The organism is Bacillus sp. BPN334 (assembly GCF_008368885.1).
Classification (GTDB): domain Bacteria; phylum Bacillota; class Bacilli; order Bacillales; family Bacillaceae_G; genus Bacillus_A; species Bacillus_A wiedmannii.
On sequence record NZ_QOZW01000006.1, the window covers coordinates 22,984 to 46,673 of the forward strand.

The window sequence follows — 23,690 nt, forward strand, 5'->3', positions numbered from 1 at the left end:
GTGGCTGAAAGAACACATGCATGTGGAAAAGTAACAGTAGAAGCAGTTGGACAAACAGTTCAATTAAAAGGTTGGGTACAAAAACGCCGTGATTTAGGTGGATTAATCTTTATAGACTTACGCGACCGTACAGGTATCGTGCAAGTTGTATTTAACCCAGAAACATCAAAAGAAGCGTTAGAAATAGCAGAAACTATTCGTAGTGAATACGTATTGCACGTAGAAGGTACAGTTGTTGAGCGTGGTGAAGGCGCAATTAATGACAATATGGCAACGGGTCGTATTGAAGTACAAGCAACGAAAGTAAACGTATTAAATGCAGCAAAAACAACGCCAATCATTATTGCTGATGATACAGATGCATCAGAAGATGTGCGTTTAAAATATCGTTATTTAGACTTACGTCGTCCTGCAATGTTTAACACATTCAAAATGCGTCACGATGTAACGAAAACAATTCGTAACTTCTTAGACACAGAAGAGTTCTTAGAAGTAGAAACACCAATTTTAACGAAGAGCACACCAGAAGGAGCTCGTGACTATTTAGTACCAAGTCGTGTACATGATGGTGAATTCTATGCGTTACCACAGTCTCCACAATTATTTAAACAGCTTCTTATGGTCGGTGGATTTGAGCGTTACTATCAAGTAGCACGTTGTTTCCGTGACGAAGATTTACGTGCAGACCGTCAACCAGAATTCACGCAAATCGATATCGAAGCTTCATTCTTAACGCAAGATGAAATTTTAGATATGATGGAGCGCATGATGACGAAAGTTATGAAGGATGCAAAAGGTGTAGAAGTGAGTGCACCATTCCCTCGTATGAAATATGCTGATGCAATGGCTCGTTACGGTTCTGATAAGCCAGATACACGCTTTGAAATGGAACTAACAGACCTATCTGAATTTGCAGTAGGTTGTGGTTTTAAAGTATTTACAAGTGCTGTAGAAAGTGGCGGACAAGTAAAAGCAATTAATGCAAAAGGTGCTGCGAGCAAATATTCTCGTAAAGATATCGATGCATTAACTGAATTCGTGAAAGTATACGGTGCAAAAGGTCTAGCTTGGCTTAAAGTGGAAGAGGACGGCTTAAAAGGACCGATTGCAAAATTCTTCGGTGAAGAAGATGCAAACGTGTTAATGACTACGTTAGAAGCTACCGCTGGTGACTTATTACTATTCGTAGCAGATAAGAAAAGCGTTGTTGCAGATAGCTTAGGTGCACTTCGTTTACGTCTAGGTAAAGAGCTTGAGTTAATTGACGAAAGTAAATTTAACTTCCTATGGGTAACGGATTGGCCACTTCTTGAGTACGATGAAGATGCAGATCGTTACTTCGCGGCTCACCACCCATTCACAATGCCATTCCGTGAAGATGTTGAGTTATTAGAAACGGCACCAGAAAAAGCACGTGCACAAGCATATGACCTTGTATTAAACGGTTATGAGCTTGGTGGTGGATCACTTCGTATTTACGAGCGTGACGTACAAGAAAAAATGTTCAAAGCACTTGGATTCTCACAAGAAGAAGCACAAGAGCAATTCGGATTCTTATTAGAAGCATTCGAATATGGTACTCCACCACACGGCGGTATCGCATTAGGTTTAGACCGTCTTGTTATGTTACTTGCAGGCCGTACGAACCTTCGCGACACAATTGCATTCCCGAAAACAGCAAGCGCAAGCTGCTTATTAACAGAAGCTCCAAGCCCAGTTGCAGAAGCTCAGCTTGAAGAGCTAAGCTTAAAATTGAGCGTGAAAGAAGAGAAGTAAGAGAAGTAAAAATAAGGTCTAGATGGTTATACTAATACCATCTAGACTTTTTTAATGGATAATTGAGAGAAGAGGTAAAGCGCGGTTTACACTATGCTTTCCTTCTCGAAATATGTATTTTTAGGAATTCTATAACTTTTTCTATACAAATAGTCGGAAAAACGCTAGAATACATGATAGACCATTTTTGTAATAGGAGTGTAGAGCTGAATGTTACATCAATTTTCACGTAATGAATTAGCCTTCGGTAAAGAAGGACTTGAAATATTAAAAAATAGTACAGTCGGTATTTTAGGAATTGGCGGCGTAGGGTCATTTTCGGCAGAGGCGTTAGCACGTTCTGGCGTAGGACGTCTCGTATTAGTTGATAAAGATGTTGTAGATATTACAAACGTAAACCGTCAAATTCACGCGTTAGTATCTACTGTAGGACGTTCAAAAGTAGAATTAATGAAAGAGCGTATCGCAGACATTAATCCAGAGTGTGAAGTAATTGGACTAGAAATGTTTTATACTGATGAAACATATGAAGAGTTCTTCAAACATGGATTGGATTTCGTAGTAGATGCATCTGATACGATTACGTTCAAAATTCATTTAATTAAACAGTGCTTACGTCGAAAAATTAAAATTATCTCATGCATGGGTGCAGCAAATAAAATGGACCCAACTCGTTTCCGTATTGCGGACATCTCTAAAACACATACAGATCCAATTGCGAAAGTAATTCGTACGAAGCTTCGTAAAGATGGTATTAAAAAAGGTGTAAAAGTTGTCTTCTCTGACGAAAACCCAATCGTAATTCGTGAAGAAGTACGTAAAGAAATCGTACCAGACGAAAATGCAAAAATTCGTAAAGCGAAATTACCACCTTCATCAAATGCATTCGTACCATCTGTGGCAGGCCTAATTATGGCAAGTCACGTTGTACGTGAACGTATTAAAAACGTTGAAGTGAAGCGTGTAGGACAAGAATAAAGTAAAAGCATGTATCCATTTCGGATATATGCTTTTTTATATGTATTAAAGAAATATGGATATTTGCAATACTAATAATTCGAATGTAAGTAATCCTAATAAAGAATAATCGTATTTATCCGACTTATAGGCGGAAGTCTTTTTTAAACTCTGAATGGTAAAAAGTCCTAATGTTAGAACGAGAATACCGAGTGTTATTTTGAAGACTATTAATGAAATAGCGACCATCTCCTTTCAAACATATATCTTTATAGCAACATTCAAGTGAGGAATATCCAATTATTACCTGACGTTTCTTTGTGTGAATTTGAGGTTTATTGTTGTCAATTTTTGCTGATAAATCTATGTAACTTTATTTAACAATATATTTTTACCGAAGAAAAAAGATGCCACACAGTCAGAAACCCCGACTAGGTGACATCCTTTTTAATTTTCTGCAGAATATATAATATCTAAATTTCCATTTTGATCTGTCTTGAAAATTGGAGCGATCTGTTCTTCTTGTTCTTCAACTGAAACGAGTTTTCGAGCACGGTCCATAATTCTAACAAGCATTGCGTAATCTTCTTCGATTGCTTGTTGTTTTTTTGAGAGTACCGCTAATTTTGCTTCAAGTTCATGATTTGTTTTTTGCAGGGAAGTGAGCTGAGCTTGTAATACATCATTTTCAGTTTGTAACTTTGCGAGTGAAGGATTATTGTGCTCCAAGTTTTGCAAAAATGAAATGACACTTTGCATGGTAAGATCCTGTTTACTTAGCGTAATATCTTCAGAAAACTCGGCATCGATTACGAGTTGTTTCGTTTTCGTGAAATGCTCTTTTTCTATTTTAGCTTCAGAGCGTTTTAATTCTTTCCGTTGTTTTTTTGCAAGTTGCACCGCATCTTCGTAATTCGGTCGTACTTCAGCATTCCATCTAAAGCCGCAAGCTGCGGAAGTACGGTTCAATGTATCGCCGACTTCATCGAATGCTTTTATTTGTGTGCTACCGCTGCGAATATGTCGTAAAACAGTTTCTGCTAAAAGGAGATCGTCTTCTTTTGTCCATGCATCTTGACGTGTTTTCATAAGCGAAGCCTCCATAATGGTGACGTTTTCGCTTATGTTACCCTTTATTTTTCGTTTTATTCGAACTTTGTAATCTTTCATATACAGTAGAAAGTACTTGCTCAAATTTCCCTGTCGTTTTCGGTTTATAATATTGTTTGTTTTTTATTTTATCAGGTAAGTATTGTTGTTGTACCCAGCCATTTGGATGGTCGTGTGGGTATAAGTATCCAATGCCTCTTCCAAGTGATTCTGCGCCTTTGTAATGACTATCTTTTAAATGACTTGGAATGTCGCCTGTTTGACCGTTGCGTAAATCGTGTAAGGCAGCATCAAGTGCTTTATAGGCTGAGTTTGACTTTGGTGATAAGCAAAGCTCGATAACAGCATTTGCAAGTGGTATGCGTGCCTCCGGGAATCCAACTCGTTCCGCTGATTCTATAGCTGCTAGTGTACGCGGTCCGGCTTGTGGGCTAGCAAGTCCGATATCTTCATATGCCATAATAAGAAGACGTCTACCAATGCTTTGTAAATCACCAGCTTCAATAAGACGTGCTAAATAATGAAGTGCTGCATTTACATCACTTCCGCGCACCGATTTTTGAAATGCCGATAATACGTCATAATGAGCATCACCGCCTTTGTCGTGAACGAAGCTCTTTTTTTGCAAGCATTCTTCTGCAATTTCTAGCGTAATTACCGCAGCTTTTTCGTCCGTTGTAAAGCTAGATAAAACAGCTAGTTCAAGTGCATTATAAGCAGAACGCATGTCTCCACCAGATGCATTTGCAAAGTGATGTAATGCTTCAGGCGTAACCGTTACATCATATTCACCGAGACCTTTTTCTTTATCTTCAAGTGCTCGTTTTAAGCCAATTAAAAGATCCTCTTCTGTTAATGCGTGTAATTCGAAGATTTGACAACGACTTCGAATAGCAGAATTAATAGCATGGAACGGATTACTCGTTGTTGCACCGATTAAGGTAAGGAGTCCGCTTTCTAAATGAGGTAATAGAAAATCCTGTTTTGCTTTATCTAGACGGTGTACTTCATCTAAAATTAAAACGAGGTGTCGATGCATCTTTGCTTCTTGTACGACAACTTCCATATCTTTTTTATTATGAGTAACAGCGTTTAATAGGCGAAAAGGGGTTCCAGTACTTCCTGCAATTGCGCTCGCAATGGATGTTTTTCCTGTGCCTGGAGGGCCGTATAAAATCATAGATTGAAAATGATTTGCTTGGACCATTCGCCATAAAATTTTTCCTTCACCAACTAAATGTTGTTGTCCGATAATTTCTTGAATATTTGTAGGGCGCATTCGATGTGCGAGTGGCTGTTTCATTTTTACCGTCTCCCTTAATGTATAATCTCTTTCTATCGTATCATTTTTTTTAGTGGAATTTGAAATAGGATGCTGTTTTGTGGGAAAAATGAATATAAATATTTTCATTTTTCTTTCAATTGTAATAATTTCCGAGTTTTTCAATGTGATTTTATGTTATCATTTTGATACACAAGTTGAAATTTCTTATAATACTATATTATGCTATAATTTCATAGGATTTTAAATTGTGTTCTTTTATAAATAAGATATAACCAATAGAAGTGAAAATTTGAAAAGAGGTGCAAAATAGATGAAGATTTCAACGAAAGGCCGCTACGGCTTAACAATTATGATCGATCTTGCAAAAAAGTTTGGTGAAGGTCCAATTTCCTTAAAATCAATTGCGCAGGCACATGATTTATCGGAACATTACTTAGAGCAATTAATTTCACCACTTCGTAACGCTCGTCTAGTAAAGAGTACGCGTGGGGCATATGGCGGATATGTATTGTCTGATCAGCCAGCTAACATTACAGCTGGGGATGTAATCCGTGTATTAGAGGGTCCGATTAGTGTTGTAGAAATGATAGAAGAAGAGGAACCGGCACAACGCCAATTATGGATGCGTGTTCGTGATGCGGTGCAAGAAGTATTAGATAGTACAACGTTAGAAGATTTAGTACGTTATGAGGAAGAAAATCACGGGGGCTATATGTTTTACATTTAATTCCTTGTGAAACGATTTGGAAAGAAGGAGATTTAATGGAACGCATTTACTTAGATCATGCTGCGACATCTCCGACTCACCCAGAAGTGGTCGAAAAGATGATTCCATATATGACAGAAACATTCGGGAACCCGTCTAGTATTCACTTTTATGGACGGCAAACGCGCCATGCAGTAGATGAGGCGAGACGCGCGGGTGCACGTAGCATTCATGCGAATCCGAATGAAATTATATTTACGAGCGGTGGTACAGAAGCTGATAATTTAGCACTTATAGGTGTAGCACGTGCGAACCGTCATAAAGGTAACCATATTATAACGACGCGAATTGAACATCATGCAATTTTGCATACGTGTGAATTGTTAGAGCGCGAAGGGTTTGAAGTGACATATTTACCTGTCGATGAAACAGGACGCGTTCAAGTTTCTGACATACAAAATGCATTAACAAAAGAGACGATTCTCGTATCCGTTATGTTTGGGAATAATGAAGTCGGGACGATGCAACCAATCGCGGAAATAGGGAAGTTGCTAAAAGAGCATCAAGCTTATTTTCATACAGATGCGGTACAAGCTTACGGATTAGTAGAAATAGATGTGAAAGAGTTCGGCATTGATTTATTATCGATTTCAGCTCATAAAATTAATGGACCAAAAGGTGTAGGGTTCCTATACGCTGGTGCAAATGTGAAATTTGAACCGTTATTAATAGGCGGGGAGCAAGAAAGAAAACGCCGTGCTGGTACTGAAAATGTACCGAGTATCGTTGGTTTGCAACATGCAATTTTGCTAGCTGAAAAAACTCGTGAGCAAAAAAATGCCCAATATGAAGAGTTTAAAGATATAATGGTATCTGTCTTCAAAAATGAAGACATTACTTTCGAGGTAAACGGAAACTTAGAATATCGCTTACCACATGTGCTTAATATCAATTTTACAGGAATGAACATTGAACCGTTCCTTGTGAACTTAGACTTAGCTGGCATTGCAGTGTCAAGTGGTTCGGCGTGTACAGCTGGTTCGATTGATCCATCACATGTATTAGTAGCGATGTTCGGAAAAGACTCCGATCAAATACGTTCATCCGTACGCTTTAGTTTCGGACTTGGAAATACGAAAGAGCAAATTGAGAAAGCGGCGTACGAAACAGTGAAAATCGTGAAGCGATTAACACAAAATTAGCATGGGAGGTGACATGATGAACAAACTACCTCAAGAAACACGCGTTGTCATCGGGATGTCCGGTGGCGTCGATTCATCTGTAGCAGCTCTTTTATTAAAAGAGCAAGGTTATGATGTAATCGGAATTTTTATGAAAAACTGGGATGATACAGATGAGAATGGTGTCTGCACAGCAACAGAAGATTACAATGATGTAATTGAAGTGTGTAACCAAATTGGCATTCCATATTATGCAGTAAACTTTGAAAAACAATACTGGGATAAAGTATTTACGTACTTCCTAGATGAGTACCGAGCTGGTCGTACACCGAACCCAGATGTAATGTGTAATAAAGAAATTAAATTTAAAGCATTTTTAGAGCATGCGATTGCGCTTGGTGCTGATTATGTAGCGACAGGTCATTATGCACGCGTTGCTTATATAGGCGGCGAATATAAAATGCTTCGCGGCGTTGATGATAATAAAGACCAAACGTATTTCTTGAATCAATTAAGCCAAGAGCAATTATCAAAAACATTGTTCCCGTTAGGTGAATTAAAGAAACCGCAAATTCGTGAAATGGCGACAGAAGCTGGTTTAGCGACAGCGGCGAAGAAAGATAGTACTGGTATTTGCTTTATCGGTGAGCGTAACTTTAAAGATTTCTTAAGCAACTATTTACCAGCGCAACCAGGTGTGATGCAAACATTATCTGGTGAAGTGAAAGGGAAGCATGACGGTTTAATGTACTATACAATTGGACAACGTCATGGCCTTGGTATTGGTGGTAACGGTGATCCGTGGTTTGCTGTTGGGAAAAATTTGAAAGAAAACATTTTATATGTTGATCAAGGATTCCATAACGAACTTCTATATGGTGATGAAGTTATTGCTACGAATATCGGCTGGGTAAGTAATGAAGCGAAAGAAAAAGAATTTAAGTGCACAGCGAAATTCCGTTATCGTCAAGAAGACAATAAAGTAACGGTTCAAATCGTTGATGAAAATACAGTTCGTATTCTTTGTGACGAGCCAATTCGTGCAATTACACCAGGACAAGCAGTTGTTTTCTATGATGGAGATGAGTGCTTAGGCGGTGCTACAATTGATGAAGTATATCGTAGTGGTAAGAAATTGGATTATTTAGGATAAAATGAGAAGCCTCTGCCGATTAGCGGTTAGAGGTTTCTTTTACATAAAGCGAATTTTCGTTCGCTTGGAAAATACATTCTTTGTTATAATTTGTTGTAGAGGTGAAGGACATGTCAAACAAACTTGAAACAGGTATTCAATATATGCAAGAAGGAAACTGGGAAGAAGCTGCTAAAAATTTCACAGAAGCAATCGAAGAAAATCCGAAAGATGCGCTTGGGTACATTAATTTTGCGAACTTATTAGATGCACTAGGTGATAGTGAAAGAGCAATTTTATTTTATAAACGGGCATTAGAATTAGATGATAAATCTGCGGCTGCTTATTATGGATTAGGAAATGTGTATTACGGTCAAGAGCAATTTACAGAGGCAAAGGCTGTATTTGAACAAGCGATGCAAGCGGGATTACAATCAGCTGATGTAACATTTATGTTAGGTATTACACATGTGCAACTTGGAAATGATCGTCTTGCACTGCCGTTTTTACAAAGAGCAACAGAATTAGATGAAAACGATGTAGAAGCTGTGTTCCAGTGCGGACTTTGCTTTGCACGTTTAGAACATATTCAAGAGGCGAAACCTTATTTTGAAAAGGTATTAGAAATGGATGAAGAGCATGCAGATGCGTATTATAATTTAGGTGTTGCGTATGTATTTGAAGAAAATAACGAGAAGGCTCTTACTTTATTTAAGAAAGCAACTGAAATTCAGCCAGATCATTTTTTAGCTGGTAATGGTGTTCGTTTATTGGAGCAAGAAGCTGAATAAGATGAAAATATAGTTTAATGGGTAGTTATCCCTCATCTAAATAGGTGGGGGATGTACTGCTCATTAAAGTGAAACGAACCGGAAAGGAGAGGAAAGATGGGAAATCAACATGCAATGGATTTGTTTGAGGAAGAGAAAAAGTTTATAAAAGCGCAAGTTCTTCATACCATTTTCCACAACGAAGAAAACCTCTATTCCGTTGTCAGTATGAAAGTCATTGAGACGAATGAAACGTACGATGAAAAAAAAGTGATGATAAACGGTCATTTTCCTCGCATGCATGAAGATGAAGTGTTTACATTGACAGGGCATTTTAAAGACCATCCGAAGTATGGGAAACAATATTTAGTTGAAACGTTTAAGAAAGAATTGCCGCAAACAAAAGCTGGTATGGTGCAATATTTAGCGAGTGATTTATTTAAAGGGATAGGAAAGCGTACAGCTGAAAAAATTGTGGATCATCTTGGGGAACATGCCATTTCTAAAATTATGGATGATCCGGATGCGTTAAATGGTGTTGTCAATAAGCAAAAAGCGCAAGAAATATATGAGACAATTGTTGAACATCAAGGATTAGAGAAAGTAATGAGTTTTTTAAATGGTTACGGTTTTGGAACGAAGCTTTCTATTAAGATTTACCAGCAATATAAAGAGATGACATTAGAAGTGATTCGTAATAATCCATATCAGCTTATTGAAGAAGTGGACGGGATTGGTTTTGGCCGAGCGGATGATATAGGACGTGCGTTAGGTATATCAGGTAATCATGATGACCGTGTACGTGCGGGATGTTTTTATACGTTAGAGAATGTTTCACTGCAGCTCGGCCATGTTTATATGGGGAAAGATCAACTTGTAAGAGAAACGATGTCACTTTTAAATAATCAAGAAGGTAGAGTGACTGAGGAAGATATTATAGGTTGTGTTGAAATGATGCAAAGTGAAGGGAAAGTCATCATTGAAGAAGAACGAGTGTATTTAGCGTCGTTATTTTACTCTGAAAAAGGTGTTGTAAAGTCTATTCGCAGGCTTATGAATCAAGAGGAAACCCCTTCATTTCCTGAAGCAGAAGTGTTAAAGACGTTAGGTGAAATTGAAGAACAGCTGAAGGTGCAGTATGCACCGTTTCAGCAAGAAGCAATTCAAACGGCACTTCATAAGCCGATGATGTTATTGACAGGTGGACCAGGAACGGGGAAAACAACAGTTATTAAAGGAATTGTTGAAATGTACGCATCCTTGCATGGTGTATCATTAAATCCGAATGAATACAGTGATGATAATCCATTTCCGATATTATTAACGGCTCCAACAGGAAGAGCAGCGAAGCGAATGAGTGAATCTACCGGGCTCCCTGCTTGTACAATTCATCGTCTGCTTGGTTGGACGCCAGAAGGGTCTTTCCAGCGTAATGAAACCGATCCAGTTCAAGGGAAGTTACTCATTATTGATGAGTTTTCGATGGTAGATATTTGGCTTGCAAATCAGCTGTTTAAATCATTGCCGACTAATATTCAAGTTATCGTTGTAGGTGATGAAGATCAATTACCATCTGTAGGACCTGGACAAGTGTTGAAAGATTTATTGAATGCAGGTGCAGTTCCAACAGTAAAGCTTACTGAAATTTATCGTCAAGCGGAAGGCTCATCTGTTATTCAACTCGCTCATGCGATAAAAAATGGAACGCTCCCGCCAGATTTAGCGCAAAATCAAAAAGATCGTTCATTTATCGGCTGTACAGGAGCTCAAATTGTTGAGGTTGTTAAGAAGGTTTGTGAAAATGCTAAGACAAAAGGGTTTAGCGCAAGAGATGTACAAGTACTGGCCCCGATGTACCGTGGACCTGCCGGCATTAATGTACTAAACGAAGCGTTGCAAGAAGTGTTTAATCCGAAAAGGGAAAAGAGTAAAGAAATTGCTTACGGTGATGTTGTATACCGAAGAGGCGATAAAGTACTGCAACTCGTTAATCAGCCGGAGAGCCAAGTGTTTAATGGTGATATCGGAGAAATTGTTTCGGTGTTTTATGCGAAAGAAAATGTTGAGCAACAGGACATGATTATCGTTTCATTTGATGGAATCGAAGTAACGTATACAAAGCCGGATTTAAATCAAATTACCCATGCATATTGCTGCTCGATTCATAAATCACAAGGTAGTGAATTTCCAATAGTTATTATGCCGATTGTAAAGAGCTACTACCGTATGTTACGTCGTAATTTAATTTACACGGGCATTACAAGGAGTAAGAAATTCCTTATTATTTGTGGGGAGGAAGCGGCTTTTCAATCCGGTGTAAATCGCCTTGATGATGCAATGCGTCAAACGACTTTAGCTGGTCGTTTGCAAGAATCACAAGGAGAAGTACAGATGGTAACAGTTAATGGCGAAGAAATGGACGTGGAAAACATTTCACCGTATGATTTCATGTAACAAGGTGAAATTATATAGTGAAACTTTCAAACGTATAACGTTGAAAGGCTCCAGCAATGTATAAATGAATGCGGTTTGGACATAATGGCGAATAGAATCTGGGAGACTGTAAGGAGATGAAAGCCATATGTTCATTTGTCCAAATTGCAAAGGGAAAGACATTGGGAAAATAGGTGTCAACCAATTTTATTGCTGGAATTGTTATATCGAATTATCGGTTTCAAAGGGGAAAATCCATACACATCAAGTAGAGGAAGATGGTTCATTAAGCTCTCTTGATGATTTATTTGATGAGAACGAAAGAACGATCGGATAACGAAAAGGGGGATTTACTTTGAATCTACGCAATTCATTAATCGCATTAGGTGTTGGAGCTGCAGCATATCAATATGCTCGCAAGCAAGATGTATTTTCAAAACGCAATATGAAAAAAGCACGTAAGATGATTAAATCTTATCTATAAGCGTAAAAAACTCCCTTCATTATAAGGGAGTTTTTTTATGCACTTGTATGCAAATATAAAAGTCCGATTTCAGAGAAGAGATAAGATAGGCCGTAACATCCAACGCCAAGCATTCCGTAATGAAATAATTGCTTCGCCCTTTCTTTTCGTGAGGAACGAATAAAGAAACCTTTCCAAATACCAAATCCGATACAAACCCATTCAAGAATCATAAAAAGTGCTGATAATACGAGCATAAATAAAACCATTATGAGCCCTCCTGATTATATTGTTTCATGCTGCGTTCTCAGGGGTGGTTGTCCTTATTATGTTATGTATATGTACGTCTTTACAAAACAGTATGGTCTGCACGAAAAGATTTTAAAACTTTTGCACATAACCTAACCTATTTATTTTCAAAATAAAGGTGGAGGAGGTTTTTCGTGTGAAGAATCTTAAAATCATTTGGATATATCGTTTAGGGTTATTGTTACTTGTATTTCTTTGTTTGCTTGTCTTTTTAAAAATTAAGCCGCTATGGGCACCGATTATCTTTGTATTTAAAGTGGCAATTACACCGTTTCTTATTGCGTGTTTTATTGCGTATTTATTGCATCCTTTAATTGAAAAAATTCATAAAGAAGGGATGCCGCGCACACTCGCTATTTTGCTTATTTACATCCTTTTCTTTGGTGGGATTGGTTATGGAATTTATAAAGGAACGCCAATTGTTATTAAGCAATTACAAGAGATTAATGAACAATTTCCGCAGTTTACAAAAATGTATGATTCTTGGATGGATGGCGTTACGGAACAAACAGCGAACTTCCCGTCCTTTATTCATGAAAAGGTGAAACAAATTTTTGGTGGAGTAGAAACGAAGATACAATCACTTTTAAATAAAGTGATGAGCACAGCCCGTGGCGTATTGGACTCGTTGCTTATTATTTTTTTAATACCGTTCATTGTATTTTACATATTAAAAGATTACGGTGAGTTTTATAATATTTTTTGGAAACTAGTCCCGAGTAAGTGGCGTAGTACAGGGCAAATGCTGGCGAAAGAAATTGATAAGTCACTCGGAAGTTATATTCGAGGACAGTTATTTGTTTGCTTAGTATTAGGGGGAGTATCTGTTCTTTCTTTTTGGTTTATCGGTATGAAATATCCATTATTACTCGGCATTATTATTGGGGTAACGGATATAATCCCGTACTTCGGTCCTATTTTAGGGGCGATTCCGACATTGATGATTGCGGCAACGGTATCAACGAGTTTACTCATTAAGGCGGGAATTACGATTGCTATTTTGCAATTTTTGGAAAGTAACATTTTATCACCTTACATCGTTGGTAAGTCACTTCGTATGCATCCTGTTATTATTATGCTTGCATTATTAGTTGGGGGAGAAGTGGCAGGAATTGTAGGGTTATTAATATCAGTTCCTGTTTTAGCGGTCATTCGTACGGTGATCGTTCATGTAAGGCCTCTTTGGAAAAAAGAAGATGTGTAATATGATAGCCCTCTGCTTATAAAAGTAGAGGGCTATCATTATTTAGAGAGTTGCTCGTGTATTTGTTGAACGAGAGAGCTTACATCATTTGTTTGAATATGTTTTATTTTTTTCCATTCATTATCGTACATAAATATAATTTGATTGCTGAAAAGACGCTTTTGCACTTTTAGATTAGAAATGTTTGCAAAAGAGTACTCTTCAAATATTGGGTTCTTACTTACATCTGGTCCATAAAAGAAGAGCCGTTTGTTTGTTAAAATTAACAGTCCTGGTCTTGCAACGGAACGATAAATAAATATATTTAATGAACATGCAGTGTAAAATAATATCGTTTCGTCAGTCGTTAATATGTTTTTAGCCTTGTTCAATAAAGTTGTCATTTTGCTCGCTTCTTTATCATTGATAATTTAATTATGACAAAAATATAATATTCCGAAAAAAATATAGAGGTAGTACAATTTATTAATAAATGCATAATATATGGAAAGGCTGTTAAGAATGAATAGTAGAATAACTATGGTTAATGCAATATAAATGATTATCTACATTGACAAACTTAAGAGAATTCTATTATATTTAGTCATATAATACATTAAATCAATGACGGAAAAAGTACGTTACAGTCCATTTATAGAGAGAAGCTTCCATATGGCTGAAAGAAGCTTTAAATGAAGGGTAACAGAAAGCTAATCCTGAGAGCAGCTAATCACTGCCGTCTTGCCACGTTACGGCACCATGAGGTGATGAATTGATTGTTATAATAATCAATTCATAATTAGGGTGGTATCGCGAGTTAACTCTCGTCCCTTTTATAGGGGCGGGAGTTTTTTATATTTAAGGAGGAAAATACAATGAAACAACTAACAGGCGCACAAATTCGTCAAATGTTTTTAGACTTTTTCCAAGAAAAAGGACATGCAGTAGAACCTAGTGCATCACTAGTTCCGCATGAAGATCCATCTCTGTTATGGATTAACAGTGGTGTAGCGACATTAAAAAAATATTTTGATGGACGTGTAATCCCGCAAAATCCACGTATTACAAATGCTCAAAAATCAATTCGTACAAACGATATTGAAAACGTAGGGAAAACAGCTCGTCACCATACATTCTTTGAAATGTTAGGAAACTTCTCAATCGGTGATTACTTTAAAGAAGAAGCAATTACTTGGGCTTGGGAATTCTTAACGAGCGACAAATGGATCGGATTCGATAAAGAATTACTATCAGTTACAATCCATCCAGAAGATGAAGAAGCATTCACAATTTGGAATGAAAAAATGGGTGTTCCAAAAGAGCGCATCATCCGTTTAGAAGAAAACTTCTGGGATATCGGTGAAGGACCAAGCGGACCGAATACAGAGATTTTCTATGACCGCGGAGAAGCTTATGGTAATGACTTTAGTGACCCAGAATTATATCCAGGCGGAGAAAACGAGCGTTACTTAGAAGTATGGAACCTTGTATTCTCTCAATTTAACCATAATCCAGACGGTTCATATACACCGCTTCCTAAGAAAAACATCGATACAGGGATGGGTCTAGAGCGTATGACATCTATCGTTCAAGATGTACCTACAAACTTTGACACAGACTTATTCATGCCGATGATTGGCGCAACAGAATCAATTTCTGGTGAGAAGTATCGTAATGGTGACTTAGAAAAAGATATGGCGTTTAAAGTAATTGCTGACCATATCCGTACAGTAACATTTGCTGTAGGTGACGGTGCTCTTCCATCTAACGAAGGCCGTGGTTATGTATTACGTCGTTTATTACGCCGCGCGGTTCGTTATTCGAAGAAATTAAACATCAACCGTCCATTCATGTTTGAATTAGTGCCGGTTGTTGGAGAAGTAATGAAAGACTTCTACCCAGAAGTACTTGAAAAGAAAGATTTCATCGCAAAAGTTGTGAAAAACGAAGAAGAGCGTTTCCATGAAACACTTCATGATGGGGAAGCAATTTTAGCTGAAGTTATCACAAAAGCAAAAGAAGAAAAAACAACTGTTATTTCTGGAGTAGATGCGTTCCGTCTATATGACACATACGGTTTCCCGATTGAATTAACTGAAGAATATGCAGAAGAAGCTGGTATGACAGTTGATCAGGAAGGCTTTGAAAGTGAAATGGAAAAACAACGTGAGCGCGCACGTGCAGCTCGTCAAGACGTTGATTCTATGCAAGTTCAAGGCGGTGTCCTTGGAGAAGTGAAAGTAGCGAGCGAGTTCGTTGGTTACGGTACAGTTGCAACAGAAAGTAACGTTGTTGCACTTGTGAAAAACGGCGAATACACAGATAGCTTACAAGCTGGTGAAGAAGGGCAATTAATGCTTGATGTAACACCATTCTATGCTGAGAGCGGTGGACAAATTGCAGACCGTGGTTATCTTCTTGCTGACGGCGTGAAAGTACTTGTAAAAGACGTACAAAAAGCACCAAATGGTCAAAACTTACACAAAGTTGTTGTTGAAGAAGGTACATTAACGAAAGATGCGGCTGTGAAAGCTATTATCGACACGAAAAACCGCAGTAGCGTTGTGAAAAACCATACAGCAACTCACTTACTACACCAAGCATTAAAAGATGTACTTGGAACGCATGTTAACCAAGCAGGTTCTCTTGTAACTTCTGAACGTTTACGCTTTGATTTCTCTCACTTCGGTCAAGTACAAGCTGACGAATTAGAAAAAATTGAGCGTATGGTAAACGAGAAAATTTGGGAAAGTATTGATGTTGAGATTTCTCAAAAAGCAATTGAAGAAGCGAAAGAAATGGGCGCAATGGCATTATTCGGTGAAAAATATGGTGATGTTGTACGCGTTGTACAAGTAGGCGATTACAGCTTAGAGCTTTGCGGTGGTTGTCACGTTGATAACACAGCTTCAATCGGTATTTTCAAAATCGTTGCTGAGTCTGGTATCGGTGCAGGAACGCGTCGTATTGAAGCAGTAACTGGTAAATCTGCATACGAATTAATGAATGATCAAGTAGGTTTATTAAAAGAAGCAGCAGGAAAAATGAAAACAAATCCGAAAGATATTTTAACAAGAGTGGATGGTTTATTTGCTGAAGTAAAACAACTTCAAAAAGAAAACGAATCTCTTGCTGCAAAATTAAGCAATATTGAAGCTGGAAACTTAACTGATTCAGTAATGACAGTTGATGGAGTAAACGTATTAGCAGCGAAAGTAAACGTTGCAGATATGAACAACTTACGTACGATGATGGATGACCTGAAAAATAAATTAGAGTCTGCAGTTGTCGTATTAGCGTCTGTAAATGATGATAAAGTAAACATCTTAGCTGGCGTAACGAAAGATTTAATTAGCCAAGGTTACCATGCTGGTAAACTTGTGAAAGAAGTAGCTTCTCGTTGTGGCGGCGGCGGTGGTGGCCGTCCTGACATGGCTCAAGCAGGTGGTAAAAACCCAGCGCAAGTTGAGGAAGCTTTAGCATTTGTACAAGAGTACGTTAAATCTGTTTCAAAATAAAGAGATAGTAGTGTACAATGGTAGGGAGAGGAGAAGTTCTTCTCCCTATACTTACTATATAAGTGAGGTGCTTGAAATGGACGGTTTTGATAAAACAATGAAGTTTAGCATTCAAGATGAAAAACAGAGTGTCCATGTAAATGATGTACTTTTAACTGTGTATGATGCACTTCAAGAAAAAGGCTATAATCCGATTAACCAAATCGTCGGTTATTTATTAAGTGGAGACCCAGCATACATACCTCGCCATAAAGATGCACGAAGCATCATTCGCAAGCTTGAACGTGATGAGTTAATTGAAGAGCTTGTGAAGTCGTACTTGAAACATCATCGTGAGGAGTAGTTTATGCGGATATTAGGTTTAGATGTAGGTACAAAAACAGTCGGAGTTGCAATGAGCGACGAAATGGGCTGGACAGCGCAAGGGCTGGAAACAATCAGGATTAACGAAGAACGAGGCCACTTTGGTTTTGACCGTATTTCTGAGTTAGTAAAGCAGTACAATGTGGACAAAATAGTAGTAGGTTTACCTAAAAATATGAATGGTACAATTGGCCCACGTGGTGAAGCGTGCCAGCAATTTGCAGAAAACCTGCGAAATCTGTTACAATTAGAAGTTGTAATGTGGGACGAGCGTTTGTCAACGATGGCAGCGGAACGTCTGCTCATTTCAGCTGATGTGAGTCGTAAGAAGCGAAAACAGGTAATCGATAAGATGGCTGCAGTCGTAATCTTACAAGGGTTTTTAGATAGTAAATAAGAGGTGACCAAAATGGAAGAAAATCAAATTACAATTGTAGACGAAAAAGGTAACGAACATTTATGTGAAATTATTTTCACTTTTGATGCTGAAAAATTTGGCAAAAAATCATACGTAGTCTTCTCTCCAATCGGTGAAGTAGACGAAGATGGAGACCCAATTTATGATGCAATGGCTTATGAGCAAAATGAAGAAGAGGGCGGAAGTTTACTTCCAATCGAATCTGAAGAAGAGTGGGAAATGGTACAAGAAATGTTCAATACTCTAGCTGATGAGCAAGAAGCTGAATAATAAGTACTGAAAAGGTGGACGACATATAGTCCATCTTTTTTTATATGTAAAATGAAAGATTTTTTGTCGAAACTGTGTAATCCTTTGTAGTATAATGAGACGGATTGTAGAAAAATAAAGTGTCTATCTAAAAAAGATAAATAATTTTATTGTGTTTTTATATCGTGTTGTGTAGAAAGATATACATACGGTCTACAATTTAATTGAGGAGGAAGAGTGTTGATAGAGAATCAAGTGAAAAAAAAGCGTAGACGTCTTTTTTTATTTTCGATTATTGCACTGCTTTTAGTTTGTGGTTCAGTCTATGCGTATATTTCATCCGCATTAGGACCAGTTGATAGCGGGAATAAAAAAGAGGTTGAAGTAGAAATTCCAAAAGGATCATCTACTAGTAAAATTGGTGAGATTTTAGAAGAAAAAGGTGCTGTGAAAAACGGTACAGTTTTTAGTTTTTATACAAAGGCTAAATCGAAAAATTTACAAGCGGGTACATATTTATTAAATCCTTCAATGAGTGCCTCAGATGTTATTGAACAAATGTCATCTGGTAATGTACATCGTCCAGCTCTTTATAAAGTGACGATAAAAGAAGGTGCACAAGTAACTGAAATTGCAGAAACGGTTGCAAACGAATTAAAGTGGAATAAAGATGATGTCGTACGTCAATTAAACGATAAAGCATTTATTCAAAAAATGCAGCAAAAGTATCCGAAGTTGTTAACGGATAAAATCTTTGATAGCAATATTAAATACCCATTAGAAGGTTATTTATATCCTGCGACGTACTCTTTCTATAAAAAAGATACGACGTTAGAAGAAATTATAATTCCAATGCTTGAGAAAACGAATGCAATCATTGTTCAAAACGAGGCGAAAATGAAAGCTAAAAACTGGGATGTTCATCAGCTTTTAACATTGTCTGCACTTATTGAAGAAGAGGCAACAGGCTTTACAGATCGTCAAAAAATCTCTAGTGTCTTTTATAATCGTTTGGAAAAAGGTATGCCCCTGCAAACTGATCCAACGGTATTATATGCACTTGGAAAGCATAAACAACGTGTATTATACGAAGATTTAAAGATAAACTCACCGTACAATACGTATGTTGTGAAAGGATTGCCAGTTGGTCCGATTGCAAACTCTGGTAAACATTCAGTGGAGGCGGCGTTAGAACCTGCGCAAACAGATTATTATTATTTCTTAGCTGCACCAACTGGTGAAGTGTACTATGCGAAAACATTGGAAGAGCATAATGCATTAAAGCAAAAATATATTACGAAAAAACAGTGAAATGGGGAGGGATAGCGAAAAAGGTCGCACATCCCTCTTTTTTGTGGTAAAATATATCGGGTTAAAAACTGGCAGAAGAATCGTTTTTAATATCAAAACGGGACGTACAAGCTAAGGGTGAAACTGGCTTGTATTTTTATTGCATTCTATGTGTGAAAAGACGTCATAGAGGCACTTCTCCATGTAAATAAGGAGGACCATTATGGAGGATGCAGTTAACGAGTACCTATTATCATTTATTGATCCAAAAGATAAATTAATTCTTGAAATGGAAGATTATGCGAAAGAAAATCATGTGCCGATTATGGATCGACTTGGAATGGAATTTATGTTGCAATTTTTACGTTTAATTGGACCAAAAAGCATTTTAGAGCTTGGTACAGCAATTGGTTATTCTAGTATTCGTATGATGCAAGCTATTCCAAATTCTCACATTGTGACAGTTGAACGCAATCGCGAGCGATATGAAAAAGCACTTGAATATATAGAATGTTCACCAGTTAAAGAGCGTATTTCCGTTATTTACGGTGATGCGTTAGAAACAGGCGAGCAAGTAGAAAAACATGGAACGTTTGACGTTATTTTTATTGATGCAGCAAAAGGACAATATCGTCGCTTTTTTGACTTATATGAACCGTTATTAAATCCTGGTGGCGTAATTATTTCAGATAATGTTATGTACCATGGCCTTGTAACGACAAAAGAGAAAATTGAAAACAGACGTACACGTGGTTTAATTCGTCGTATTAAGACGTACAATGAATGGCTTATGAACCATGAAGGATATGATACAACGATTTTCCCAATTGGTGATGGAGTAGCTGTTAGTAAAAAGAGAGGGTGACCAAGGTATGAAGAAACCTGAATTGTTAGTAACGCCAAAAGCAGTAGTGGATATCGAACCTCTTGCGAAAGCAGGAGCAGATGCGGTAATGATCGGTGAGCAAAAGTTCGGTTTACGTTTAGCAGGGGAATTTTCACGTGAAGATGTGAAACAAGCTGTGAAGATTGCGCATGAAAATGGTATAAAAGTATACGTAGCAATGAACGCTATGTTCCACAATGATAAAGTAGAAGAATTAACAGAATATGTTGCATTTTTAAACGAAGTAAGTGTAGATGCAATTGTTTTCGGAGATCCAGCAGTATTAATGGCGGTCCGAGAAGTAGCGCCAAATATGCAATTGCACTGGAATACAGAAACAACAGCAACAAACTGGTTTACTTGTAACTACTGGGGACAAAGAGGAGCAAAACGAGCTGTATTAGCTCGTGAGCTTAGCTTAGATGAAATTGTTGAATTAAAAGAAAATGCTGAAGTGGAACTTGAAGTACAAATTCACGGTATGACTTGTATGTTCCAATCGAAGCGTTCCTTAGTAGGAAACTACTTTGAGTATCAAGGACGTAATCTTGACATTGAAAAGAAAAAATATGAAGAGAATATGTTCTTATATGACCCAGAGCGTAACAATAAATATCCAATTTATGAAGATGAAAATGGTACTCACATTATGAGTCCAAACGATATTTGTTTCATCGATGAGTTAGAAGAACTAATTGACGCTGAAGTCGCTAGCTTAAAAGTTGATGGTGTACTAAAAAGCTCTGCATACATTATTGAGGTAACGAAGAAATATCGTAAAGCAATTGATTTATGTGTAGAAGATCGTGATGCGTATTATGACGTGAAAGACGATTTATATAAAGAGATAGAAGAAATGCAACCAGTAAATCGTCCGTTAGATACAGGATTCTTCTTTAAAGAGACGGTTTACTAAACGAGGAGGGTGTAGGAAATGACTGTACAAGAAATTTCACGAGTAATCGATGGCAAACGCGTTATTGTGAAGAAACCTGAACTGTTAATCCCTGCGGGTAACTTAGAAAAATTAAAAGTAGCTATCCATTATGGGGCAGATGCTGTATATTTAGGTGGACAAGAATTTGGTCTTCGTTCGAATGCAGGTAACTTTACACTGGAAGAAATGGCAGAAGGTGTTGAATTTGCAAAGAAATATGGAGCAAAAATATATGTAACAACAAATATCTTTGCACATAATGAAAATATGGACGGGCTAGAGGAATATTTAAAAGGGATTGAAAAAGCTGGCGTAACGGGAATTATCGTTGCTGATCCGCTTATTATTGAGACTTGTAAACGTGTAGCGCCTTCTGTTGAAGTGCATTTAAGTACACAACAATCACTATCCAACTGGAAAGCAGCACAGTATTGGAAAGAAGAAGGTTTACATCGTCTTGTATTAGCTCGTGAAGCAAGCTATGAAGAAATGAAAGAAATTAAAGAAAAAGTGGATATTGAAATTGAAGCATTCGTCCATGGTGCAATGTGTATCGCATATTCAGGCAGATGTACGTTAAGTAACCATATGACAGCACGTGACTCTAACCGTGGTGGTTGTTGTCAATCTTGCCGTTGGGACTATGATTTAGTTCAAACAGTATCACAACATAAAGATGCAAAAGAGCTTCCTCTATTCCAAGAAGAAGATGCTCACTTTGCAATGAGTCCAAAAGACTTAAATTTAATTTTATCAATTCCGAAAATGATTGAAATTGGAATTGATAGCTTAAAAGTTGAAGGACGTATGAAATCAATTCATTACGTAGCGACTGTAGCAACGGTATACCGTAAAGTAATTGATGCGTATTGTGCGGATCCGGATAATTTTGAGTTTAAACAAGAATGGTTAGATGAGCTTGATAAATGTGCAAATCGTGATACAGCTCCCGCATTCTTTGAAGGGGTTCCAGGACATCAAGAGCAAATGTTTGGAAATCATAGTAAGAAAACAACGTATGATTTCGCTGGTTTAGTGTTAGATTATAATGAAGAAACGGGCATTGTAACGATTGAGCAACGTAATCATTTCAAACCAGGACATGAAGTCGAGTTCTTTGGACCAGAAATAGAAAACTTTACGCAGACGGTGGAGAAAATTTGGGATGAGGATGGAAACGAATTAGATGCAGCGAGACATCCGTTGCAAATCGTGAAATTCAAAGTGGATCAACCAGTGTATGTGAATAATATGATGCGCAAAAGCATACTTCAATAAGAAAGAGTGATAGTCGAATGGGGACGAATAAGCCTGTTGTAATTGGAATTGCTGGTGGTTCGGGATCAGGTAAAACGAGTGTAACGAAAGCGATTTTTGACCATTTTAAAGGTCATTCTATTTTAATCTTAGAGCAAGATTATTATTACAAAGATCAAAGCCATTTACCAATGGAAGAGCGTTTAAAAACAAATTATGATCATCCGCTTGCGTTTGATAATGATCTGTTAATTGAACATTTGCAGCAGTTGCTTGCATATGAGCAAATTGATAAGCCTGTATATGACTATACATTGCATACGCGTTCAGAAGAAGTTATTCCAGTTGAGCCGAAAGATGTAATCATTTTAGAAGGAATTCTTATTTTAGAAGACCCACGTCTTTGTGAGTTAATGGACATAAAGCTATTCGTTGATACAGATGCAGATCTTCGTATTTTACGCCGCATGCAGCGTGATATTAAAGAGCGCGGTCGTACGATGGATTCAGTAGTTGATCAATACGTAAGTGTTGTACGTCCAATGCACAATCAATTTATTGAGCCTTCTAAGAAATTTGCGGATATTATTATCCCTGAAGGTGGACAAAATCATGTTGCAATTGATATTATGGTGACAAAAATTGCAACAATTCTTGAACAAAAAGTAAATTTGTAATAGCATAGTAAAAGATATACGATAGGAAGGGATTTTTTCCCTTCCTATCGAATACAATGAAACATGCAACCTCATCTATATATAGGTGAGGGCATATTTATATCAACTTTCCATACATATCTTCTTTATATAAAGAAGAATTGGGAATACGGGGTTGTATGTGACAACTCCGCTAGTACAGGCGTGCTAGAAACCTCCGCTATACATATAAGTGGGGGAGTTTTCATATGGAACTCCTCTTTTTTTTCGGGGGATTGGTATATAAAAGGAGTGGAAAATATGGCAACAGAAAAAACATACCCTATGACGCAAGAGGGTAAGCAAAAGCTAGAGAACGAACTTGAAGATTTAAAAACGGTAAAACGTAAAGAGGTTGTAGAGCGCATTAAGATTGCACGTAGCTTCGGAGATCTTTCTGAGAACTCTGAGTACGATGCAGCGAAAGATGAGCAAGCGTTCGTAGAAGGACGTATTACACAATTAGAAAACATGATTCGTAACGCAGTTATCATCACAGATAACGGCGAAGAATCTACAGTTGTTACATTAGGTAAAACAGTAACATTTAAAGAGTTGCCAGGTGGAGATGAAGAATCTTACACAATCGTAGGTAGCGCAGAAGCAGATCCATTTGAAGGAAGAATTTCTAACGATTCTCCAATTGCAAAAAGCTTATTAGGTAAGCAAATTGGTGAGAAGGTAGCAATCCAAACTCCAGGTGGAGAAATGCAAGTAGAGATTATCTCTGTAAAATAATAAAAAATCACTCGTGTAAAAGCGAGTGATTTTT

At 37.5% G+C, this 23,690-nt stretch carries 24 protein-coding genes and 1 other annotated feature; of the genes, 20 read left to right on the plus strand and 4 right to left on the minus strand.

Translation table 11 applies throughout. From position 1 onward, the window contains the following. Both aspS and DN393_RS06940 read left to right on the plus strand, forming a co-directional pair. Positions 1 to 1,776, plus strand: a complete 1,776-nt coding sequence (gene aspS / locus DN393_RS06935; RefSeq protein WP_064474716.1) for an aspartate--tRNA ligase — start codon at positions 1 to 3, stop codon at positions 1,774 to 1,776. Between the two features lie 210 nt (positions 1,777 to 1,986). Continuing rightward, on the plus strand, positions 1,987 to 2,754 hold the full coding sequence (locus DN393_RS06940) for a tRNA threonylcarbamoyladenosine dehydratase (RefSeq protein WP_000903181.1): 768 nt from the start codon (positions 1,987 to 1,989) through the stop codon (positions 2,752 to 2,754). Between the two features lie 426 nt (positions 2,755 to 3,180). Here the strand turns inward: DN393_RS06940 and DN393_RS06950 are convergent, their stop codons facing one another. Further along, the gene (locus DN393_RS06950) at positions 3,181 to 3,822 is read right to left on the minus strand and encodes an RsfA family transcriptional regulator (protein ID WP_064474717.1); all 642 of its coding nucleotides are present in this window, start codon (positions 3,820 to 3,822) and stop codon (positions 3,181 to 3,183) included. A 37-nt stretch (positions 3,823 to 3,859) separates the two neighbouring features. Then, on the minus strand, positions 3,860 to 5,146 hold the full coding sequence (locus DN393_RS06955; protein ID WP_064474718.1) for a replication-associated recombination protein A: 1,287 nt from the start codon (positions 5,144 to 5,146) through the stop codon (positions 3,860 to 3,862). A gap of 292 nt (positions 5,147 to 5,438) precedes the next feature. Here DN393_RS06955 and cymR point away from each other — a divergent pair, with 292 nt between their 5' ends. The 7 genes from cymR to DN393_RS06990 all read left to right on the plus strand — a co-directional run bounded on the left by cymR (position 5,439) and on the right by DN393_RS06990 (position 11,834). Next, a complete protein-coding gene (cymR, locus tag DN393_RS06960; RefSeq protein WP_000704116.1) occupies positions 5,439 to 5,855 on the plus strand; it encodes a cysteine metabolism transcriptional regulator CymR in 417 nt (138 codons plus the stop codon). A 35-nt stretch (positions 5,856 to 5,890) separates the two neighbouring features. Next, entirely contained in the window at positions 5,891 to 7,036 is a 1,146-nt protein-coding gene (locus tag DN393_RS06965) for a cysteine desulfurase family protein (protein ID WP_149173388.1), read from the plus strand. A 16-nt stretch (positions 7,037 to 7,052) separates the two neighbouring features. Next, on the plus strand, positions 7,053 to 8,168 hold the full coding sequence (mnmA, locus tag DN393_RS06970) for a tRNA 2-thiouridine(34) synthase MnmA (RefSeq protein ID WP_098102381.1): 1,116 nt from the start codon (positions 7,053 to 7,055) through the stop codon (positions 8,166 to 8,168). Between the two features lie 110 nt (positions 8,169 to 8,278). Next, the gene (locus DN393_RS06975) at positions 8,279 to 8,938 is read left to right on the plus strand and encodes a tetratricopeptide repeat protein (RefSeq protein WP_064474721.1); all 660 of its coding nucleotides are present in this window, start codon (positions 8,279 to 8,281) and stop codon (positions 8,936 to 8,938) included. A gap of 96 nt (positions 8,939 to 9,034) precedes the next feature. After that, a complete protein-coding gene (gene recD2, locus DN393_RS06980) occupies positions 9,035 to 11,371 on the plus strand; it encodes an SF1B family DNA helicase RecD2 (protein WP_064474722.1) in 2,337 nt (778 codons plus the stop codon). 127 nt (positions 11,372 to 11,498) lie between these two features. Then, positions 11,499 to 11,687: a hypothetical protein gene (locus DN393_RS06985; RefSeq protein ID WP_000469281.1), complete on the plus strand. Its 189-nt coding sequence runs from the start codon at positions 11,499 to 11,501 to the stop codon at positions 11,685 to 11,687. An 18-nt stretch (positions 11,688 to 11,705) separates the two neighbouring features. Further along, a complete protein-coding gene (locus DN393_RS06990) occupies positions 11,706 to 11,834 on the plus strand; it encodes a YrzQ family protein (RefSeq protein WP_001053553.1) in 129 nt (42 codons plus the stop codon). A gap of 35 nt (positions 11,835 to 11,869) precedes the next feature. On the opposite strand, the gene DN393_RS06995 is transcribed toward DN393_RS06990, so the two are convergent. Beyond that, the gene (locus DN393_RS06995) at positions 11,870 to 12,082 is read right to left on the minus strand and encodes a hypothetical protein (RefSeq protein ID WP_000242555.1); all 213 of its coding nucleotides are present in this window, start codon (positions 12,080 to 12,082) and stop codon (positions 11,870 to 11,872) included. Between the two features lie 176 nt (positions 12,083 to 12,258). On the opposite strand from DN393_RS06995, the gene DN393_RS07000 reads away from it, so the two are divergent. Beyond that, entirely contained in the window at positions 12,259 to 13,326 is a 1,068-nt protein-coding gene (locus DN393_RS07000; protein ID WP_064474723.1) for an AI-2E family transporter, read from the plus strand. 38 nt (positions 13,327 to 13,364) lie between these two features. On the opposite strand, the gene DN393_RS07005 is transcribed toward DN393_RS07000, so the two are convergent. Continuing rightward, entirely contained in the window at positions 13,365 to 13,709 is a 345-nt protein-coding gene (locus DN393_RS07005) for a PH domain-containing protein (protein ID WP_064474724.1), read from the minus strand. A gap of 211 nt (positions 13,710 to 13,920) precedes the next feature. Beyond that, positions 13,921 to 14,140 (plus strand) — a binding site (T-box leader). Positions 14,141 to 14,180: 40 nt separating this feature from the next. On the opposite strand from DN393_RS07005, the gene alaS reads away from it, so the two are divergent. The 10 genes from alaS (at position 14,181) to greA (ending at position 23,656) form a co-directional block, all read left to right on the plus strand. Beyond that, the gene (alaS, locus tag DN393_RS07010) at positions 14,181 to 16,823 is read left to right on the plus strand and encodes an alanine--tRNA ligase (RefSeq protein ID WP_000811817.1); all 2,643 of its coding nucleotides are present in this window, start codon (positions 14,181 to 14,183) and stop codon (positions 16,821 to 16,823) included. 76 nt (positions 16,824 to 16,899) lie between these two features. Then, positions 16,900 to 17,166 (plus strand): IreB family regulatory phosphoprotein, encoded by a 267-nt coding sequence (locus DN393_RS07015; RefSeq protein ID WP_000348590.1) that lies wholly within the window; start codon positions 16,900 to 16,902, stop codon positions 17,164 to 17,166. Positions 17,167 to 17,169: 3 nt separating this feature from the next. After that, a complete protein-coding gene (gene ruvX / locus DN393_RS07020) occupies positions 17,170 to 17,583 on the plus strand; it encodes a Holliday junction resolvase RuvX (protein WP_001221204.1) in 414 nt (137 codons plus the stop codon). 12 nt (positions 17,584 to 17,595) lie between these two features. Continuing rightward, positions 17,596 to 17,874, plus strand: coding sequence for a DUF1292 domain-containing protein (locus DN393_RS07025; RefSeq protein ID WP_000392245.1), 279 nt, complete (start codon positions 17,596 to 17,598; stop codon positions 17,872 to 17,874). Between the two features lie 219 nt (positions 17,875 to 18,093). Then, entirely contained in the window at positions 18,094 to 19,164 is a 1,071-nt protein-coding gene (gene mltG / locus DN393_RS07030; protein ID WP_064474726.1) for an endolytic transglycosylase MltG, read from the plus strand. A 202-nt stretch (positions 19,165 to 19,366) separates the two neighbouring features. Further along, positions 19,367 to 20,008, plus strand: a complete 642-nt coding sequence (locus DN393_RS07035) for an O-methyltransferase (RefSeq protein WP_000389088.1) — start codon at positions 19,367 to 19,369, stop codon at positions 20,006 to 20,008. A 7-nt stretch (positions 20,009 to 20,015) separates the two neighbouring features. Beyond that, positions 20,016 to 20,945, plus strand: coding sequence for a peptidase U32 family protein (locus DN393_RS07040; protein ID WP_064474727.1), 930 nt, complete (start codon positions 20,016 to 20,018; stop codon positions 20,943 to 20,945). An 18-nt stretch (positions 20,946 to 20,963) separates the two neighbouring features. After that, complete coding sequence (locus tag DN393_RS07045) at positions 20,964 to 22,244, plus strand: peptidase U32 family protein (protein WP_000217969.1); 1,281 nt, start codon at positions 20,964 to 20,966, stop codon at positions 22,242 to 22,244. A 17-nt stretch (positions 22,245 to 22,261) separates the two neighbouring features. After that, positions 22,262 to 22,900 (plus strand): uridine kinase, encoded by a 639-nt coding sequence (udk, locus tag DN393_RS07050; RefSeq protein WP_000537083.1) that lies wholly within the window; start codon positions 22,262 to 22,264, stop codon positions 22,898 to 22,900. 279 nt (positions 22,901 to 23,179) lie between these two features. After that, positions 23,180 to 23,656: a transcription elongation factor GreA gene (greA, locus tag DN393_RS07055; protein WP_000179964.1), complete on the plus strand. Its 477-nt coding sequence runs from the start codon at positions 23,180 to 23,182 to the stop codon at positions 23,654 to 23,656. Positions 23,657 to 23,690 lie beyond the last annotated feature (34 nt).

Coding starts and splice junctions, on each gene's coding strand:
- DN393_RS06940 (WP_000903181.1), top strand. CDS start 1,987: ATGTTACATCAATTTTCACGTAATGAATTAGCCTTCGGTAAAGAAGGA.
- DN393_RS06950 (WP_064474717.1), bottom strand. CDS start 3,822: ATGAAAACACGTCAAGATGCATGGACAAAAGAAGACGATCTCCTTTTA.
- DN393_RS06955 (WP_064474718.1), bottom strand. CDS start 5,146: ATGAAACAGCCACTCGCACATCGAATGCGCCCTACAAATATTCAAGAA.
- cymR (WP_000704116.1), top strand. CDS start 5,439: ATGAAGATTTCAACGAAAGGCCGCTACGGCTTAACAATTATGATCGAT.
- DN393_RS06965 (WP_149173388.1), top strand. CDS start 5,891: ATGGAACGCATTTACTTAGATCATGCTGCGACATCTCCGACTCACCCA.
- mnmA (WP_098102381.1), top strand. CDS start 7,053: ATGAACAAACTACCTCAAGAAACACGCGTTGTCATCGGGATGTCCGGT.
- DN393_RS06975 (WP_064474721.1), top strand. CDS start 8,279: ATGTCAAACAAACTTGAAACAGGTATTCAATATATGCAAGAAGGAAAC.
- recD2 (WP_064474722.1), top strand. CDS start 9,035: ATGGGAAATCAACATGCAATGGATTTGTTTGAGGAAGAGAAAAAGTTT.
- DN393_RS06985 (WP_000469281.1), top strand. CDS start 11,499: ATGTTCATTTGTCCAAATTGCAAAGGGAAAGACATTGGGAAAATAGGT.
- DN393_RS06995 (WP_000242555.1), bottom strand. CDS start 12,082: ATGGTTTTATTTATGCTCGTATTATCAGCACTTTTTATGATTCTTGAA.
- DN393_RS07005 (WP_064474724.1), bottom strand. CDS start 13,709: ATGACAACTTTATTGAACAAGGCTAAAAACATATTAACGACTGACGAA.
- alaS (WP_000811817.1), top strand. CDS start 14,181: ATGAAACAACTAACAGGCGCACAAATTCGTCAAATGTTTTTAGACTTT.
- DN393_RS07015 (WP_000348590.1), top strand. CDS start 16,900: ATGGACGGTTTTGATAAAACAATGAAGTTTAGCATTCAAGATGAAAAA.
- ruvX (WP_001221204.1), top strand. CDS start 17,170: ATGCGGATATTAGGTTTAGATGTAGGTACAAAAACAGTCGGAGTTGCA.
- DN393_RS07025 (WP_000392245.1), top strand. CDS start 17,596: ATGGAAGAAAATCAAATTACAATTGTAGACGAAAAAGGTAACGAACAT.
- DN393_RS07035 (WP_000389088.1), top strand. CDS start 19,367: ATGGAGGATGCAGTTAACGAGTACCTATTATCATTTATTGATCCAAAA.
- DN393_RS07040 (WP_064474727.1), top strand. CDS start 20,016: ATGAAGAAACCTGAATTGTTAGTAACGCCAAAAGCAGTAGTGGATATC.
- DN393_RS07045 (WP_000217969.1), top strand. CDS start 20,964: ATGACTGTACAAGAAATTTCACGAGTAATCGATGGCAAACGCGTTATT.
- udk (WP_000537083.1), top strand. CDS start 22,262: ATGGGGACGAATAAGCCTGTTGTAATTGGAATTGCTGGTGGTTCGGGA.
- greA (WP_000179964.1), top strand. CDS start 23,180: ATGGCAACAGAAAAAACATACCCTATGACGCAAGAGGGTAAGCAAAAG.